Source organism: Streptococcus oralis (genome assembly GCF_026782235.1).
Taxonomy (GTDB): domain Bacteria; phylum Bacillota; class Bacilli; order Lactobacillales; family Streptococcaceae; genus Streptococcus; species Streptococcus oralis_CC.
Map to the genome: position 1 here is coordinate 34,208 of NZ_JAKUWE010000003.1, position 18,218 is coordinate 52,425.

16 protein-coding genes are annotated in these 18,218 nt (G+C 40.6%); all 16 read left to right on the forward strand.

The annotated features are described in order from the left end of the window. The first annotated feature begins 22 nt into the window (after positions 1–22). The 16 genes from MK396_RS03715 to metK all read left to right on the forward strand — a co-directional run bounded on the left by MK396_RS03715 (position 23) and on the right by metK (position 18,216). Positions 23–1,183, forward strand: a complete 1,161-nt coding sequence (locus MK396_RS03715) for an ABC transporter substrate-binding protein (protein WP_268723696.1) — start codon at positions 23–25, stop codon at positions 1,181–1,183. A 120-nt stretch (positions 1,184–1,303) separates the two neighbouring features. After that, positions 1,304–2,173 carry a branched-chain amino acid ABC transporter permease gene (locus tag MK396_RS03720; protein ID WP_000941407.1) on the forward strand — a complete coding sequence of 290 codons (870 nt, stop codon included), beginning with the start codon at positions 1,304–1,306 and terminating at the stop codon, positions 2,171–2,173. A gap of 3 nt (positions 2,174–2,176) precedes the next feature. After that, on the forward strand, positions 2,177–3,133 hold the full coding sequence (locus MK396_RS03725) for a branched-chain amino acid ABC transporter permease (RefSeq protein WP_000856262.1): 957 nt from the start codon (positions 2,177–2,179) through the stop codon (positions 3,131–3,133). Beyond that, on the forward strand, positions 3,133–3,897 hold the full coding sequence (locus MK396_RS03730; protein ID WP_268723697.1) for an ABC transporter ATP-binding protein: 765 nt from the start codon (positions 3,133–3,135) through the stop codon (positions 3,895–3,897). The genes MK396_RS03725 and MK396_RS03730 overlap by 1 nt, the downstream gene beginning before the upstream one ends. Further along, positions 3,897–4,607: an ABC transporter ATP-binding protein gene (locus tag MK396_RS03735; RefSeq protein ID WP_000062207.1), complete on the forward strand. Its 711-nt coding sequence runs from the start codon at positions 3,897–3,899 to the stop codon at positions 4,605–4,607. The genes MK396_RS03730 and MK396_RS03735 overlap by 1 nt, the downstream gene beginning before the upstream one ends. Positions 4,608–4,961: 354 nt before the next feature. After that, entirely contained in the window at positions 4,962–6,740 is a 1,779-nt protein-coding gene (locus MK396_RS03740) for a phosphotransferase (protein WP_268723698.1), read from the forward strand. Position 6,741: 1 nt separating this feature from the next. After that, positions 6,742–6,927 (forward strand): hypothetical protein, encoded by a 186-nt coding sequence (locus MK396_RS03745; protein ID WP_268723699.1) that lies wholly within the window; start codon positions 6,742–6,744, stop codon positions 6,925–6,927. A 1-nt stretch (position 6,928) separates the two neighbouring features. Then, complete coding sequence (locus tag MK396_RS03750; RefSeq protein WP_268723700.1) at positions 6,929–8,356, forward strand: cytosine permease; 1,428 nt, start codon at positions 6,929–6,931, stop codon at positions 8,354–8,356. Between the two features lie 152 nt (positions 8,357–8,508). After that, the gene (locus MK396_RS03755) at positions 8,509–9,165 is read left to right on the forward strand and encodes a CBS domain-containing protein (RefSeq protein WP_000268650.1); all 657 of its coding nucleotides are present in this window, start codon (positions 8,509–8,511) and stop codon (positions 9,163–9,165) included. Positions 9,166–9,275: 110 nt separating this feature from the next. Beyond that, positions 9,276–10,371, forward strand: a protein-coding gene (prfB, locus tag MK396_RS03760) for a peptide chain release factor 2 (protein ID WP_096421901.1) whose coding sequence is annotated in 2 segments (ribosomal slippage) — positions 9,276–9,347 and positions 9,349–10,371 — 1,095 coding nt in all. Because the reading frame shifts where the segments join, the coding sequence is not laid out codon by codon here. A gap of 17 nt (positions 10,372–10,388) precedes the next feature. Further along, on the forward strand, positions 10,389–11,081 hold the full coding sequence (gene ftsE, locus MK396_RS03765) for a cell division ATP-binding protein FtsE (RefSeq protein ID WP_268723701.1): 693 nt from the start codon (positions 10,389–10,391) through the stop codon (positions 11,079–11,081). Continuing rightward, a complete protein-coding gene (ftsX, locus tag MK396_RS03770) occupies positions 11,074–12,000 on the forward strand; it encodes a permease-like cell division protein FtsX (RefSeq protein ID WP_000625554.1) in 927 nt (308 codons plus the stop codon). Before ftsE ends, ftsX begins: the two co-directional genes overlap by 8 nt. 181 nt (positions 12,001–12,181) lie before the next feature. Then, complete coding sequence (locus MK396_RS03775; RefSeq protein ID WP_268723702.1) at positions 12,182–14,368, forward strand: PTS transporter subunit IIBC; 2,187 nt, start codon at positions 12,182–12,184, stop codon at positions 14,366–14,368. Positions 14,369–14,419: 51 nt separating this feature from the next. Then, the gene (locus tag MK396_RS03780) at positions 14,420–15,235 is read left to right on the forward strand and encodes an endonuclease/exonuclease/phosphatase family protein (protein WP_268723703.1); all 816 of its coding nucleotides are present in this window, start codon (positions 14,420–14,422) and stop codon (positions 15,233–15,235) included. A 103-nt stretch (positions 15,236–15,338) separates the two neighbouring features. Beyond that, complete coding sequence (locus MK396_RS03785; protein WP_268723704.1) at positions 15,339–16,682, forward strand: DEAD/DEAH box helicase; 1,344 nt, start codon at positions 15,339–15,341, stop codon at positions 16,680–16,682. A gap of 343 nt (positions 16,683–17,025) precedes the next feature. After that, positions 17,026–18,216, forward strand: a complete 1,191-nt coding sequence (gene metK, locus MK396_RS03790; protein ID WP_198459834.1) for a methionine adenosyltransferase — start codon at positions 17,026–17,028, stop codon at positions 18,214–18,216. Positions 18,217–18,218 lie beyond the last annotated feature (2 nt).

The following is an 18,218-nucleotide window of genomic DNA, read 5'->3' on the forward strand; positions in this document are numbered from 1 at the left end:
AACAACTATAAGGAGATTAAAAATGAAGAAAAAATTTGCCCTATCTTTTGTGGCTCTTGCTAGTGTGGCTCTTCTTGCTGCCTGTGGAGAGGTCAAGTCAGGTGCGTCAAACACAACTGGAAATCCAGTAGACGAAAAAACGATTAAGATCGGTTTTAACTTTGAAGAAACAGGTGCCGTAGCAGCCTACGGAACATCTGAACAAAAAGGGGCCCAACTTGCCGTTGATGAAATCAATGCAGCAGGTGGTATCGATGGAAAACAAATCGAAGTTGTAGACAAAGACAACAAGTCAGAAACTGCCGAAGCAGCTTCTGTTACAACGAACCTTGTAACCCAATCAAAAGTGGCAGCCATTGTGGGACCTGCGACATCTGGTGCAACTGCTGCAGCTGTAGCTAACGCTACCAAAGCAGGAGTGCCATTGATCTCACCAAGTGCTACTCAAGATGGATTGACTAAAGGTCAAGATTACCTATTTATCGGAACATTCCAAGATAGCTTCCAAGGGAAGATTATTTCAAACTATGTGACAAACAAATTGAATGCTAAGAAGGTTGTTCTTTATACTGACAATGCTAGTGACTATGCTAAAGGTATTGCTAAATCTTTCCGTGAAACCTACAAGGGTGAGATTGTAGCAGATGAAACGTTTGTAGCAGGTGATACAGACTTCCAAGCAGCCCTTACTAAAATGAAAGGGAAAGAGTTTGACGCTATCGTTGTTCCAGGCTACTACACAGAAGCAGGTAAAATTGTAAACCAAGCTCGTGGCATGGGAATTGATAAACCAATCGTTGGTGGTGATGGATTTAACGGTGAAGAATTTGTTCAACAAGCAACAGCTGAAAAAGCATCAAACATTTACTTCATCTCAGGATTCTCAACTACAGTTGATGTTTCTGAAAAAGCTAAAGCCTTCCTTGAAGCATACCGTGCTAAATATAATGAAGAACCTTCAACCTTCTCAGCCTTGGCTTATGACTCAGTTTACCTAGTAGCAAATGCTGCAAAAGGTGCTAAAAACTCAGGTGAAATCAAGGACAACCTTGCTAAAACCAAAGATTTTGATGGTGTAACTGGTCAAACAAGCTTTGATGCTGACCACAATACAGTGAAAACTGCTTACATGATGACCATGAACAATGGTAAAGTTGAAGAAGCAGAAGTTGTAAAACCATAACATTAGAATAGTAATTGAAATGGGGAATGAGCCTTTGACTCACTCCCTGTTTCGGTGTTTATGAACTTGTGAAAATGATGAAAATTTTCTAAAAAATAACGATAGAAAAGAGTGAATGCTATGCTCCAACAACTTGTGAATGGTTTAATTCTGGGTAGTGTTTATGCACTTTTGGCCTTGGGTTATACCATGGTTTATGGAATTATCAAACTCATCAACTTCGCCCACGGTGATATTTATATGATAGGTGCCTTTATTGGTTACTTTTTGATTAATTCCTTCCAAATGGATTTCTTTTTAGCTTTGATTATTTCAATGGCAGGAACCGCACTACTTGGTGTTGTGATTGAATTTCTTGCCTACCGTCCTTTGCGACACTCTACACGCATTGCTGTATTGATTACTGCCATCGGGGTGTCTTTCCTACTGGAATACGGAATGGTTTATCTCGTGGGCGCCAATACTCGTGCCTTTCCTCAAGCAATTGAAACCGTCCGTTTTGATTTCGGGCCAATTAGCTTGACAAATGTTCAATTGATGATTTTAGCAGTTTCTGTACTCTTGATGGTTTTATTGCAATTGATCGTCCAAAAAACAAAAATGGGGAAAGCCATGCGTGCGGTATCAGTTGACAGTGACGCAGCTCAATTGATGGGAATTAATGTAAATCGCACAATCAGCTTTACCTTTGCTTTGGGTTCAGCCCTTGCTGGTGCAGCAGGTGTCCTCATTGCCCTTTACTACAACTCTCTTGAACCTTTAATGGGCGTGACTCCAGGTCTAAAATCATTCGTTGCGGCCGTACTCGGTGGTATCGGGATTATTCCTGGTGCAGCTCTAGGGGGATTTGTGATTGGCTTGTTGGAAACTTTTGCAACTGCCTTTGGTATGTCTGATTTCCGTGATGCTATCGTATATGGTATCTTGCTTTTGATTCTGATTGTTCGACCTGCGGGTATCCTTGGTAAGAATGTGAAAGAGAAGGTGTAAACAATGAAGACAAATCTTAAAGTAAATATTCTCTGGTTATTCCTTCTGTTAGCGGGTTATGGATTGATTAGCGTACTGGTTTCTGCTGGTGTTCTCAATCTATTCCATGTCCAAATTTTAGAACAAATTGGGATTAATATCATCCTTGCAGTAGGTTTGAACTTAATTGTCGGTTTTTCAGGACAATTCTCACTCGGTCATGCAGGTTTTATGGCAATTGGGGCTTATGCAGCAGCGATTATTGGTTCAAAATCACCAACCTATGGTGCCTTCTTTGGAGCAATGGTCTTGGGTGCCTTGATTTCTGGTGCAGTAGCTTTGCTTGTTGGGATTCCAACTCTACGTTTGAAGGGAGACTATCTGGCTGTTGCAACACTAGGTGTTTCAGAAATCATCCGTATCTTTATCATTAATGGTGGAAGTTTGACCAACGGTGCTGCTGGTATCTTGGGTATTCCAAACTTTACCAACTGGCAAATGGTTTATCTTTTTGTGGTGATCACAACTATTGCAACCTTGAACTTCTTACGTAGTCCAATTGGACGCTCTACTCTATCTGTTCGTGAGGATGAGATTGCTGCAGAGTCCGTTGGGGTAAACACTACAAAGATCAAGATTATCGCTTTTGTCTTTGGAGCCATTACAGCAAGTATTGCTGGGTCACTTCAGGCAGGATTTATCGGGTCTGTTGTACCGAAAGATTACACCTTTATTAATTCCATCAACGTGTTGATTATCGTTGTATTTGGTGGACTTGGATCGATTACTGGTACCATCGTTTCAGCGATTGTCCTTGGAATTTTAAATATGCTCCTTCAAGATGTAGCTAGCGTACGTATGATTATCTACGCCTTGGCTCTTGTATTGGTCATGATTTTCAGACCAGGTGGACTCCTTGGAACATGGGAATTGAGTCTATCACGTTTCTTTAAAAAATCTAAGAAGGAGGGACAAAACTAATGGCATTACTTGAAGTTAAACAGTTAACTAAACATTTTGGCGGTCTAACAGCTGTTGGAGATGTCACTCTTGAATTGAACAAGGGAGAATTGGTCGGTCTGATTGGACCAAACGGGGCTGGTAAAACAACCCTTTTCAATCTCTTGACCGGTGTTTATGAACCAAGCGAAGGTACGGTGACACTAGATGGTCACCTCCTAAATGGGAAAACTCCTTACAAGATTGCTTCACTTGGTCTCAGTCGTACCTTCCAAAATATTCGTTTGTTTAAGGACTTGACAGTTTTGGAAAATGTTTTGATTGCGTTTAGCAATCATCATAAACAACATGTCCTTGCGAGCTTTCTACGTCTGCCAGCTTTTTATAAGAATGAGGAAGAATTAAAAAGCAAAGCTTTAGACTTGCTGAAGATTTTTGATTTGGATGGTGACGCAGATACTCTTGCCAAGAATCTAGCCTATGGTCAACAACGTCGATTAGAAATCGTTCGTGCTCTGGCAACTGAACCTAAAATCCTCTTTTTGGATGAACCGGCAGCTGGGATGAATCCTCAAGAAACAGCTGAATTGACAGAACTGATTCGCCGTATTAAAGATGAATTTAAAATTACCATCATGCTCATCGAACACGACATGAATTTGGTTATGGAAGTCACTGAGCGTATCTATGTTCTTGAATATGGTCGGTTAATCGCTCATGGGACTCCGGATGAGATCAAGAACAACAAACGCGTTATCGAAGCTTATCTAGGAGGTGAAGCCTAATGTCTATGTTAAAAGTTGAAAACCTCTCTGTGCATTACGGTATGATCCAAGCAGTTCGTGATGTAAGTTTCGAGGTTAATGAAGGTGAAGTTGTTTCTCTTATAGGTGCCAATGGTGCTGGTAAAACAACCATTCTTCGTACCCTTTCTGGTTTGGTTCGCCCAAGTGCTGGTAAAATTCAGTTTTTAGGAAAAGAAATTCAAAAGTTACCAGCGCAAAAAATCGTGGCAGGTGGTCTTTCACAAGTTCCTGAGGGACGCCATGTTTTCCCAGGTTTGACTGTTATGGAAAACTTAGAAATGGGAGCCTTTTTAAAGAAAAATCGTGAAGAAAATCAAGCCAACTTGAAAAAAGTTTTCTCACGCTTCCCTCGTTTGGAAGAGCGTAAAAACCAAGATGCGGCAACTCTTTCAGGTGGTGAACAGCAGATGCTGGCTATGGGACGCGCTCTCATGTCTACACCTAAGCTCCTTCTCTTGGATGAGCCGTCAATGGGACTTGCCCCGATCTTTATCCAAGAAATTTTTGATATCATTCAAGATATTCAGAAGCAAGGAACAACGGTTCTCCTAATTGAACAGAACGCTAACAAGGCCCTTGCTATCTCTGACCGTGGTTATGTACTTGAAACAGGAAAGATTGTCCTATCAGGAACAGGAAAAGAACTCGCAGCATCCGATGAAGTCAGAAAAGCATATCTAGGTGGCTAAAAAGGTCTGGAGGACCTTTTTAGTCGCCAGATAAGGATTGCGCAAGAAATTCTTCTCTAGTCTGGGAGCCTAGTTTAGGTTGTGGATGGAGATTGCGCACGCAATCCCTCTATAGTCTGGGGGACCTTTTTAGTCGTCAGATAAGGATTGCAAACAAGCGACACCTAATACGACTACTTATCAAGAATATAAAATATTTCAGGGCTCCAGAATAAGGAGCACTTTTATGTATATGTTTTTGAGGAAAGGGAAGAAGGTCTTAATTTTTACTAATTGTTTCCCTATTTGAATTGACAGTTATTCTTGTTCATATTATAATATGAACAAGAAAAAATTGAACAGGAGGACTGAGAAATGGTAACAGAAAAACAATTTAAACTTTTGCGTTTTATGTTGACACATAAAGAAAAGACATTTACTCAGAGACAGTTAGCTGAAGAGTTAGACCTATCTTTGGGAACAATTAACACATTATTGAAAAAACTGAAAGAAGAGAAGTGGGTTGATGAGGAGCATCACTTAACAGAACTAGGCCAGGAAGTTTTAGAACCCTATCGAGTAGAAAATGCTATTATAATGGCTGCTGGCATGAGTAGTCGTTTTGCTCCTTTGTCTTATGAAATTCCCAAAGGATTGCTTCAAGTTAAGGGTGAACGCTTGATAGAGAGGGAAATCAGACAACTGCAAGAAGCAGGAATAGAAGATATAACCGTTATCGTAGGCTATCTTCAAGAAAAAATGTTCTATCTTGCGGAGAAGTTTGGTGTAAAAATTGTAGTGAATAATGATTACTACAAATACAATAACTGTTCGTCTCTTATGTTGGTTAAAGATCAACTTTCCAACACTTATATTTGTTCATCGGACAATTATTTTGTGGAAAATCCTTTTGAGCAATATATTTATAGGGGTTACTACTCGACGATATTTGCAGAAGGTCAAACGGACGAATATTGTGCTACAGAGGATTCGAATCACACCATCATTGATATCCAGATTGGCGGAGAAAATACTTGGGCTATGGTGGGGCACGTTTATTTTGACCGTGCATTTAGCGAGAAATTCAAGGAAATTTTAGAAACCGAGTTTAAACACGAACCTTATCGTGAACAGCTTTGGGAGGACTACTATAGTCGCCATGTCAAGGAACTCCTTTTAGAAGCCCGCCACTATTCAGCGGATATTGTTAAAGAGTTCGACTCTCTAGATGAACTCCGTCAATTTGATGAACGTTATTTGGTAAATGCAGACTCAGCTATTATCGATAATATCTGTAAGACATTAAAGTGTGTGGCTTCAGATATTGTCAATATCAAACCTCTAAAAGATGGGTTAACCAACACATCATTTTCATTTGACTGTCTAGGAAAAAGATATGTTTACCGTCATCCGGGCAGGGGAACGGAAAATTATATCGACCGAGCTAGTGAAGCAGCTTCTATGGAAATTGCTGCAAAATTAAAGATTGACCGTACCTTCGTAGCTATGAACAAGGATGAGGGCTGGAAAATTTCAGAATTTATTCCCAATGCTAAGCAACTGGATTATGATAATTGGGATGATGTGGCACAAGCAATGGACCTCTTGAGACGGTTACACCAATCTGGAGAAAAAACGGGACATTCCTTTGACCAATTTGAGGGAATTGATGATTTTAGAGAAAAATTGAAGGCTAGAAATCGATTTGAGTTTGATGGCCTCGAGGAACTGGATAAAACTGTCTCAATTCTCAAAAACAATTTACAGAATGATCCGAAACAGGTTGTCCTTTGTCATGGAGATTCCTATAGTCCTAATTTTTTATTGAATGAAGCAGGTGAAATGAGCTTGATTGATTGGGAATATTCTGGAATGGGAGAGCCAGCAGGAGATTTGGGAACCTTTATCGCGTGTTCCAATTATACCGTAGCGGATGCTGAAAAAGTACTGGAATTGTATCTACAAGAAGTTCCAGATAAGAAAACCAAGCGTCACTACTTGGCTTATGTAGCAGTGACCTCATATTATTGGTTCTTGTGGGCTTTGTTCCAGGAGAGTGTCGGAAAACCAGTTGGTGAGTTTCTCTACATCTGGTATCGCTATACCAAACAATATGGACAACTGGCTCTTGACTTGTATTTGGAGGAAAACTAAGATGAAAACGACATCCGAAATTGAAGAATTAGTAGCAGCTGAAACAAAGAGAAGATTGGAAGAAATGGAGTCTCCAAACTACGAGTTTGTTCAACCCTTCCTAAAAAGTGATTTCATTTTAATCATCTCCATAGTCCTAATCAACCTTGTTTTGATTGTCTTAGCAATGACGGGAGGAATTCAATAACATGTCTAAAATGAATGACTATATCCAACAAGAAACCATAACCGGAATTGTTCCCATGACCAATAAGGATCGTCAGTATTCTTTTTGGGATCTCTTTCTATCGACAAGTGGTTTTGCCATTGCAACTTGGTGCTATACCCAAGGGGCTTATGTGGCTCAATATTTGACCTTTAATCAAATGTTGATAAATATTTTTAGCTTTAACATTATCTGGGTTTTTATTGAATGTCTTCCTATTTTGTTTGCCGTGAAGTATGGAATTGATTTGTGGATTTGGTTGAGGGCTGTTCTAGGAAAAAGAGGTGTAGCCCTGTTATCAACCATTATTAGTTTGGCTAACTTTGGATGGTATGCTGTTGCGGCCAATCTTTTTGCCAGTTCCATGATCCATTTGGCAAATAATTTTGGTCTTGGTTTGGACAAGGGAATATGGGCACCAATTCTTGGTACCCTCTGTGTTCTGCTTGGAACTCTCATTGCTCTTGGAGGCCCGAAAGTGATTAAATGGACCAATCGCTTCTTGGTTATCGCCTTGTTGATTGTCGGTCTCATCATCGTTGGAATCTGCTTTGTAGCCGTTCCTATAACTGATATTATGAATATCCAACCAGCCACTCAAGGAGATTTGACGCCATTGGAACGCTTCATGCTCTCTGGGGAAGGAAATGTTGCCTTTGCCTTTTCTTGGTCTACACAAGCATTGGTTTTACCGCGTTTAGCAAAATCAGAACGCAGTGGTTATTGGGCTACAGCTTTATCATACGGGGTTGTCGCTCCATTCTTCGTTGCGACAGGTGGAGTTATGGCTCTAGCCATGTTTGTTAAAACAGGTGTGTATGAAAGTGATCCAACAACCATGCTATCAACTCTAAGCACACCTGCCTTTGCTCTCTTAAGTCTACTACTAGTAGCCTTTGCCAATATTGGAACCCAAGGGACAGGATCATACGTGAACTGTATGATTGTCAAAAGTGGGATGCCCAAAGTAAGCTATAAACTAATGGTTTGGATTGCCATGGTATACGTGAGTCTACTCACTATCTGGGGAGGAGTGGAAGAGTATTTCGGATCCTTCATCTCCCTAGCTGCCTATATTCAGGGGCCAATTATTGGTATGATTGTTGTCGACTATTTTATCTTAAGAAAACGAAAACTCGATTTACGTTCAGCCTATTTCCTTGAAGAGCATGACGCCTACGAGTTTACCAAAGGATTTAACTTAGTTGGCTTGTCTTGCGTATTTATCTCCTTATTGGTAGCGGTACTTTTTGTCTACAACCCTGTAACTGCACAAATTCAAAGTCCAATCTTTTTAATCACAACGGGTAGTGGTTTTACGGCGCTATTCGGTGGCCTACTATACTGGCTAGCTAGCCTTAGCCCATTGAAACATTATATGATAAAAGATCGAGATACTGTTACGATTTAAGAAGAGAGGGGACTTCGGTTCCCTTTTAACTTACACTGGCATTTTATGCAAACTTCTCAGATTATTCAAAATCTTGAAAAAGAGATGAAAGCGTTTGATAGATTTTCTAAGAAAGTGTATAATAAAAGTAGCAATATAGAAGGAGAAGTCTCATGGCAGTTAAAGATTTCATGACCCGTAAGGTAGTTTATATCAGTCCAGATACGACTGTAGCACACGCAGCAGATTTGATGCGCGAGCAAGGCTTGCACCGTTTACCTGTTATCGAAAACGATCAATTAGTCGGATTGGTAACAGAAGGAACCATTGCGGAAGCCAGCCCATCTAAAGCAACCAGTCTCTCTATCTATGAGATGAATTATCTTCTGAATAAAACCAAAGTAAAAGATGTGATGATTCGAGATGTCGTGACGGTTTCTGGATATGCTAGTCTAGAAGATGCGACCTATCTGATGCTGAAAAATAAAATTGGGATATTACCAGTCGTAGACAACCATCAAGTTTATGGCGTCATTACAGACCGCGATGTCTTTCGGGCATTCTTGGAAATTGCCGGATACGGAGAAGAGGGAATCCGCGTTCGTTTTATCACAGAAAATGAAGTCGGTGTACTGGGAAAAATTGTAGCTCTAATCGTAGAAGAAAATCTAAATATCTCGCACACAGTTAACATTCCACGTAAGGATGGGAAGGTCGTCATCGAAGTTCAAATTGATGGAAAAATCGATTTGACTTCATTAAAGGATAAGTTTGAAAAAGAAGGAATTCAAGTGGAGGAGATTACTCAGACCTCTGCCAAAGTCCTTTAAACCAGAGGCTTTCGGGCCTCTTTTCTTCTGCCACAAAAAGCGATGAAAAGCAAAATATGGAAAGAAATAAGAGATTATGGTATAATAAAACGATATGAAAAGGAGTATCTATGGACATTTCAGAAATTCGTCAAAAAATTGACGCAAATCGTGAAAAATTAGCTTCTTTTAGGGGGTCTCTTTGACCTCGAAGGCTTAGAGGAAGAGATTGCCATCTTGGAAAACAAGATGACAGAACCTGATTTTTGGAACGATAATATCGCGGCCCAAAAAACGTCGCAAGAATTAAATGAATTAAAAAACACCTACAACACCTTCCGTAAAATGGAAGAGTTGCAGGATGAAGTTGAGATTTTATTGGACTTTTTAGCAGAAGACGAGTCAGTCCATGATGAACTGGTCGAGCAGCTAACCGAGTTGGATAAGATGATGACCAACTACGAGATGACCCTTCTCTTGTCAGAACCTTATGACCATAATAATGCTATCTTGGAAATTCATCCAGGATCTGGTGGTACTGAGGCTCAGGACTGGGGGGATATGTTGCTCCGTATGTACACTCGTTATGGAAATGCAAAAGGCTTTAAAGTAGAAGTCTTGGATTACCAAGCAGGTGATGAAGCAGGTATCAAGTCTGTGACCTTGTCTTTTGAAGGACCGAATGCTTATGGGCTACTTAAATCAGAAATGGGTGTTCACCGTTTGGTCCGTATTTCACCATTTGACTCTGCCAAACGTCGCCATACTTCATTTACATCCGTAGAGGTTATGCCTGAACTGGATGATACTATCGAAGTGGAGATTCGTGAAGATGATATCAAAATGGATACCTTCCGTTCAGGTGGTGCTGGTGGACAAAACGTCAATAAAGTTTCAACAGGTGTGCGTTTGACACACATTCCTACAGGAACTGTCGTCCAATCAACGGTCGATCGTACCCAGTATGGAAATAGAGATCGTGCCATGAAGATGTTGCAGGCTAAGCTCTATCAAATGGAGCAAGAAAAGAAAGCTGCGGAAGTTGATTCCCTCAAAGGTGAGAAAAAAGAAATCACATGGGGAAGTCAGATTCGTTCTTATGTCTTCACACCTTATACTATGGTAAAAGATCACCGTACAAGCTTTGAAGTTTCCCAAGTAGATAAGGTTATGGATGGAGACCTTGATGGTTTCATCGATGCCTACCTCAAGTGGCGAATTAGCTAAGAAAGAAAGGAACTCATATGTCAATCATTGAAATGAGAGATGTTGTCAAAAAGTATGACAATGGAACGACTGCCCTGCGTGGTGTCTCTGTCACCATTGAACCAGGAGAGTTTGCCTATATCGTAGGACCTTCTGGGGCAGGTAAGTCAACCTTTATTCGAGCTTTATACCGAGAAGTAAAGATCGAAAAAGGAAGCCTATCAGTTGCAGGCTTTAATCTAGTTAAAATTAAGAAGAAAGATATCCCGCTTCTACGTCGTAGTGTTGGGGTTGTCTTTCAAGATTACAAACTCTTGCCTAAGAAAACGGTTTATGAGAATATTGCCTATGCAATGGAAGTAATCGGTGAGAGCCGTCGCAACATCAAAAAACGTGTTATGGAAGTATTGGACCTGGTTGGTTTGAAACATAAGGTTCGTTCTTTCCCGAATGAACTCTCAGGTGGAGAACAGCAACGGATTGCGATTGCTCGTGCGATTGTCAACAATCCTAAAGTATTGATTGCCGATGAACCAACAGGAAACTTGGACCCAGATAATTCATGGGAAATTATGAATCTGTTGGAACGCATCAATCTCCAAGGTACTACTGTCTTGATGGCTACCCATAATAGCCAGATTGTAAACACCTTGCGCCACCGTGTCATTGCCATTGAAAATGGCCGTGTCGTTCGTGACGAAGCTAAAGGAGAATATGGATACGATGATTAGTAGATTTTTTCGCCATTTATTTGAATCATTAAAAAGTTTAAAGCGAAATGGCTGGATGACAGTAGCAGCAGTAAGTTCGGTTATGATTACCTTAACACTCGTTGCCCTGTTTGCATCTGTAATTTTTAATACAGCAAAACTGGCTACCGATATTGAAAACAACGTTCGGGTCATGGTATACATTCGTAAGGATGTAGCTGATAACAGTGAAACGATTGAAAAAGAAGGTCAGACAGTTACCAATAATGACTACCACAAGGTCTATGATGCCTTGAAAGCTATACCTGCTGTTAAAAGTGTTACTTTCTCAAGTAAAGAAGAACAGTACGAAAAACTAACGGAAACAATGGGTGACGATTGGAAGGTCTTTGAAGGGGATGCAAACCCTCTCTATGATGCTTATATCGTTGACACAAATTCTCCGAGTGATGTTAAAACAGTAGCTGAGGAAGCTAAGAAAATTGAGGGAGTATCAGAGGTTCAAGATGGTGGAGCCAACACTCAACGACTTTTTGAACTAGCTTCCTTTATCCGTGTTTGGGGATTGGTTATTGCAGGGCTCTTGATTTTTATCGCAGTCTTCCTCATTTCCAACACTATTCGTATCACTATTATTTCACGTAGTCGTGAGATTCAGATCATGCGTCTGGTAGGAGCGAGAAATGGCTATATCCGTGGTCCATTCTTGCTAGAAGGTGCTTTTATTGGCTTGCTTGGTGCAGCGATTCCTTCTGTCCTTGTATTTTTTGTTTACAATATGGTTTATCAATCTGTCAATAAATCCTTGGTAGGTCAAAACTTGTCAATGATTACACCAGATGTGTTTATTCCTCTGATGACAGTCCTATTATTTATAATTGGAATTTTCATTGGTTCAATTGGTTCGGGGATTTCGATGCGTCGATTCTTGAAGATCTAGTTGGATTTAAATGCAAATTGCAGAACAAATCAGAAAAATAATACATTTTTAAAAATTAAAAAAAATAGACAATTTTTTATAAAAGCCTTTACAAAAAAAATAAAAGTGGTATAATTAATACATAACCAAATGCAAACGTTTTCGTAAAACGTTTGCCTAAATAAAAATAAAGGAGATTTGAATGATGAAAGATACATTCAAAAATGTCTTGTCTTTCGAATTTTGGCAAAAATTCGGTAAGGCTTTGATGGTGGTTATCGCGGTTATGCCGGCTGCTGGTTTGATGATTTCAATCGGTAAGTCACTTGCAATGATTGACCCAAACCTTGCTCCCCTAGTGATTACTGGTGGCGTACTAGAGCAAATTGGTTGGGGGGTTATCGGTAACCTTCATATTTTGTTTGCCCTCGCTATTGGGGGAAGCTGGGCAAAAGAACGTGCAGGTGGTGCATTTGCAGCCGGGCTTGCCTTTATCTTGATTAACCGTATCACAGGTACTATCTTTGGAGTTACAAGTGATATGCTGAAAAACCCTGAGGCTATGGTCACTACTCTCTTTGGAGGTTCAATCAAAGTTTCTGATTACTTCATCAGTGTTCTTGAAGCACCAGCATTGAACATGGGTGTTTTTGTAGGGATTATCTCTGGTTTTGTAGGGGCAACTGCCTTTAACAAATACTACAACTACCGTAAACTTCCTGATGCGCTTTCATTCTTCAATGGGAAACGCTTCGTACCATTCGTTGTCATCCTTCGTTCAGCTATTGCAGCAATTGTACTTGCAGCTTTCTGGCCAGTAGTTCAAACAGGTATCAATAACTTTGGTATTTGGATTGCCAACTCTCAAGAAACTGCTCCAGTTCTCGCACCATTCTTGTATGGTACTTTGGAACGTTTGCTCTTGCCATTTGGTCTTCACCACATGTTGACAATCCCAATGAACTATACAGCTCTTGGTGGAACATACGAAATCCTTACTGGTGCAGCTAAAGGAACTCAAGTATTTGGTCAGGATCCACTTTGGCTTGCTTGGGTAACAGACCTTGTTAACCTTAAAGGTTCAAATGCTGACCAATACCAACACCTTCTTACAACTATCACTCCAGCTCGTTTCAAGGTTGGTCAAATGATCGGTTCATTCGGTATCTTGATGGGTGTCATCGTTGCTATCTACCGCAATGTTGATGCTGACAAGAAACACCAATACAAGGGTATGATGATTGCGACAGCCCTTGCAACATTCTTGACAGGGGTTACTGAACCTATCGAGTATATGTTTATGTTTATCGCAACACCTCTTTACCTAGTGTATGCTCTTGTTCAAGGTGCTGCCTTTGCTATGGCGGATATTGTTCACCTTCGTATGCACTCATTCGGTTCAATTGAATTCTTGACTCGTACTCCGCTAGCTATCAACGCTGGTCTTGGTATGGATATCATTAACTTTATCTGGGTAACTGTCCTCTTTGCAGTCATCATGTACTTCATTGCTAACTTCATGATTAAGAAATTCAACTATGCAACTCCAGGACGTAATGGAAACTATGAAACTGCTGAAGGAGCATCAGAAGATGCAGCTCCAGGAGAAACAAAAGTTGCAGCAGCTTCTCAAGCTGTAAATATCATTAACCTTCTTGGTGGTCGTGCAAACATCGTAGATGTAGATGCATGTATGACTCGTCTTCGTGTAACTGTTAAGGATGCAGATCGTGTTGGTACTGAGGAACAATGGAAAGCTGAAGGAGCTATGGGTCTTGTCATGAAAGGACAAGGTGTCCAAGCTATCTACGGACCAAAAGCTGACGTATTGAAATCTGATATCCAAGATATCCTTGACTCAGGTGAAGTAATTCCTGAAACTCTTCCAAGCCAAATGACAGAAGCTCAAAAGAATACTGTACATTTTAAAGGTGTAACTGAGGAAGTTTACTCAGTAGCTGACGGTCAAGTTATTGCCTTGGAACAAGTGAAAGATCCAGTCTTTGCTCAAAAAATGATGGGTGATGGTTTTGCAGTAGAACCAGCAAATGGAAACATTGTATCTCCAGTTACAGGTACTGTATCAAGTATCTTCCCAACAAAACATGCACTTGGGCTTGTTACTGAATCAGGTCTTGAAGTACTTGTTCATATTGGTTTGGATACTGTAAGTCTTGAAGGAAAACCATTTACTGTTCACGTTTCTGAAGGACAAAAAGTGGCTGCTGGTGACCTTCTTGTGACAGCTGACTTGGATGCTATCCGTACAGCAGGTCGTGAAACATCAACAGTGGTTGTCTTTACAAATAGTGATGCTATCAAATCAGTTAAATTAGAACAAACAGGTTCTCTTGCGGCTAAAACAGCAGTTGCTAAAGTAGAATTGTAATATACTCGAGGTTGGAAGCTGTTTTCCAACCTCTTGTTTTAGGAGAAAAGCATGAAATTTTTAACACTCAATACTCATAGTTGGATGGAAAAAGAAGCAGAGGAAAAATTCCAGCTCTTGCTCCAAGATATTCTTGACAAAGATTATGATTTGATTTGTTTTCAAGAAATTAATCAAGAAATGACTTCGCCGGAGGTAGAGGTTAACAATCACTATCAAGCTTTACCATCAGCAGAACCTATTCATCAGGACCACTATGTCCGACTCCTGGTCGAAAAAATGTCTGAGAAAGGGAAAAACTACTACTGGACTTGGGCTTACAACCATATCGGCTATGACCGCTACCATGAAGGTGTAGCTATCTTATCCAAAACACCTATTAAGGCGCGTGAAATTTTAGTGTCAGATGTAGATGATCCAACAGATTACCACACTCGTCGAGTTGCTTTAGCAGAAACAGTAGTTGAAGGCAAAGAACTTGCAGTTGCAAGTGTCCATCTCTCTTGGTGGGATAAAGGTTTCCAAGAAGAATGGGCACGATTTGAGGCTGTATTAAAAGAGTTGAACAAACCTCTGATTTTAGCAGGTGATTTTAATAATCCAGCTGGTCAGGAAGGCTATCAAGCGATTTTAGCTAGCCTATTAGGATTACAAGACGCGTTTGAAGTTGCGAAAGAAAGAAGTGGTAGCTATACCGTTCCACCAGAAATTGATGGCTGGAAAGGCAATACCGAACCACTACGAATCGACTATGTCTTTACGACAAAAGACTTAGAAGTGGAAAGTTTGCATGTAGTTTTTGATGGCCAAAATGGTCCACAAGTCAGTGACCACTATGGTTTGAATGCTATTTTAAACTGGAAATAAAAATGAAAGGAATTACTTCCTTTCATTTTTTGCTTCTCGAACTGGACTACTGAAAATGTTCAAAATATGGTATAATGGTTAGATGAATAGAATCGAGGATAATATGTCATTTACGAAATTTCAGTTTAAAAACTATATAGAAAAGGCATTGGAGGAGTTGAAGTTTACGACTCCTACCGAAGTTCAGGAAAAGTTGATTCCTATTGTCTTGGCGGGTCGTGACTTGGTCGGTGAATCAAAAACAGGTTCAGGAAAGACTCATACTTTCTTGTTACCAATTTTCCAGCAATTGGATGAAACTAGCGATAGTGTGCAGGCGGTCATTACTGCACCAAGTCGTGAGTTGGCTACTCAGATCTACCAAGCAGCCCGTCAGATTGCAGCTCACTCAGATGTCGAAGTTCGTGTGGTTAATTATGTGGGTGGTACGGATAAGGCTCGTCAGATTGAAAAACTGGCCAGCAACCAACCTCATATCGTTATCGGAACGCCAGGTCGCATCTATGACTTGGTCAAATCTGGTGATTTGGCTATTCACAAGGCCAAGACATTTGTAGTTGATGAAGCCGATATGACCTTGGATATGGGATTCTTGGAAACCGTTGATAAGATTGCAGGAAGCCTTCCAAAAGACTTGCAGTTCATGGTCTTTTCAGCAACTATTCCACAAAAATTGCAACCGTTCTTGAAAAAATACTTGTCAAATCCTGTTATGGAAAAAATCAAGACTAAGACAGTTATCTCAGATACGATCGATAATTGGTTGATTTCTACCAAGGGCCGTGACAAGAACGCTCAAATTTATCAGTTGACTCAGTTGATGCAACCTTATTTAGCAATGATTTTTGTTAACACAAAAATGCGTGCTGATGAGTTACATGCCTACTTGACTGCTCAAGGATTGAAGGTAGCTAAGATTCATGGAGATATTGCTCCTCGTGAACGCAAGCGGATCATGAATCAGGTGAAGAACCTTGATTTTGAGTACATTGTCGCAACGGATTTGGCAGCGCGTGGAATTGACATTGAAGGTGTCAGCCATGTGATCAATGACGCCATTCCGCAAGACTTGTCCTTCTTTGTGCACCGTGTTGGTCGAACCGGACGAAACGGTCTACCAGGTACAGCTATTACCCTTTATCAACCAAGTGATGACTCGGATATCCGTGAGTTGGAAAAATTAGGTATCAAGTTTACTCCTAAGATGGTCAAAGACGGAGAGTTTCAAGATACCTATGACCGTGATCGTCGTGCTAATCGTGAAAAGAAGCAGGATAAGCTTGATATTGAAATGATTGGCTTGGTTAAAAAGAAAAAGAAAAAAGTCAAACCAGGCTATAAGAAGAAGATTCAATGGGCAGTGGATGAAAAACGTCGCAAAACCAAGCGTGCTGAAAATCGCGCACGTGGCCGTGCAGAGCGAAAAGCCAAACGCCAAACATTTTAAAAACAAAATTGGAGCTGAATGGCTCCTTTTTGTAACTTTGTTTTATAAATTATCGAAAAGAATGCAAAAAATAGCAAAAAGTGGTATAATGATAAGGTTATATAGTCCCGATAAGATGGTAGAAATTTCTATCAGTACTTTGTAACTCGCAAAGAATGACGGCTCCAAAGTCGCTCGTCCTTCTACGGTTGCCGCTATAACGCGATCACCCTATGCGCCTTACTAGCTTCAGAAATAAAAAAGTATCGTTTTTATTTCTTTCGCGTCGTAACTCTTAGACGATAGAAATACCTATCAGTACTTTGTAACTCTATAACAATATTTTTTAAGGGGGGACATTTTTATGTCAGAACGTAAATTATTCACGTCTGAATCTGTATCTGAGGGGCATCCAGATAAGATTGCAGACCAAATTTCAGATGCGATTTTGGATGCTATTTTAGCTAAAGATCCAGATGCGCACGTTGCTGCCGAGACAGCTGTATACACAGGTTCGGTCCATGTTTTTGGTGAAATTTCTACACATGCTTATGTAGATATTAACCGAGTGGTTCGTGATACCATTGCAGAGATTGGTTATACCAATACAGAGTATGGTTTTTCTGCGGAGACGGTGGGAGTTCATCCGTCACTTGTTGAGCAGTCACCAGATATCGCCCAAGGTGTTAACGAAGCCTTGGAGGTTCGTGGGAATGTAGATCAAGATCCGCTGGACTTGATTGGTGCTGGTGACCAAGGTCTTATGTTTGGATTTGCGGTGGATGAGACAGAAGAACTCATGCCATTGCCAATCTCACTCAGCCACAGGTTGGTTCGTCGTTTGGCAGAACTTCGTAAGTCTGGTGAAATCAGCTATCTTCGTCCAGATGCTAAATCACAAGTTACGGTTGAGTATGATGAAAATGATCGTCCAGTACGTGTGGATACAGTCGTTATTTCAACTCAGCACGACCCGGAAGTTAGCAATGAACAAATTCACAACGATGTGATTAACAAGGTTATCAAAGAGGTTATTCCGGCTTCTTACTTGGATGAACAGACAAAATTCTTCATCAATCCAACTGGTCGCTTTGTAATCGGTGGACCTCAAGGAGACTCAGGTTTGACTGGTCGTAAGATTATCGTGGATACCTATGGTGGCTACTCTCGCCATGGTGGTGGTGCCTTCTCTGGTAAGGATGCGACGAAGGTGGACCGTTCAGCCTCTTATGCGGCTCGCTACATTGCTAAGAATATTGTTGCAGCAGGTCTTGCTAAGAAGGCAGAAGTGCAATTGGCTTATGCTATTGGGGTGGCACAGCCTGTTTCTGTTCGTATCGATACTTTTGGTACAGGAACAGTAGCTGAAAGCAAGCTTGAAAAAGCAGCGCGTCAAATCTTCGACCTTCGCCCTGCAGGAATTATCCAAATGCTAGACCTCAAACGTCCAATTTACCGTCAAACAGCGGCTTATGGACACATGGGACGTACAGATATTGACCTTCCATGGGAACGTTTGGACAAGGTAGATGCTTTGAAAGAAGCGGTGAAATAAAA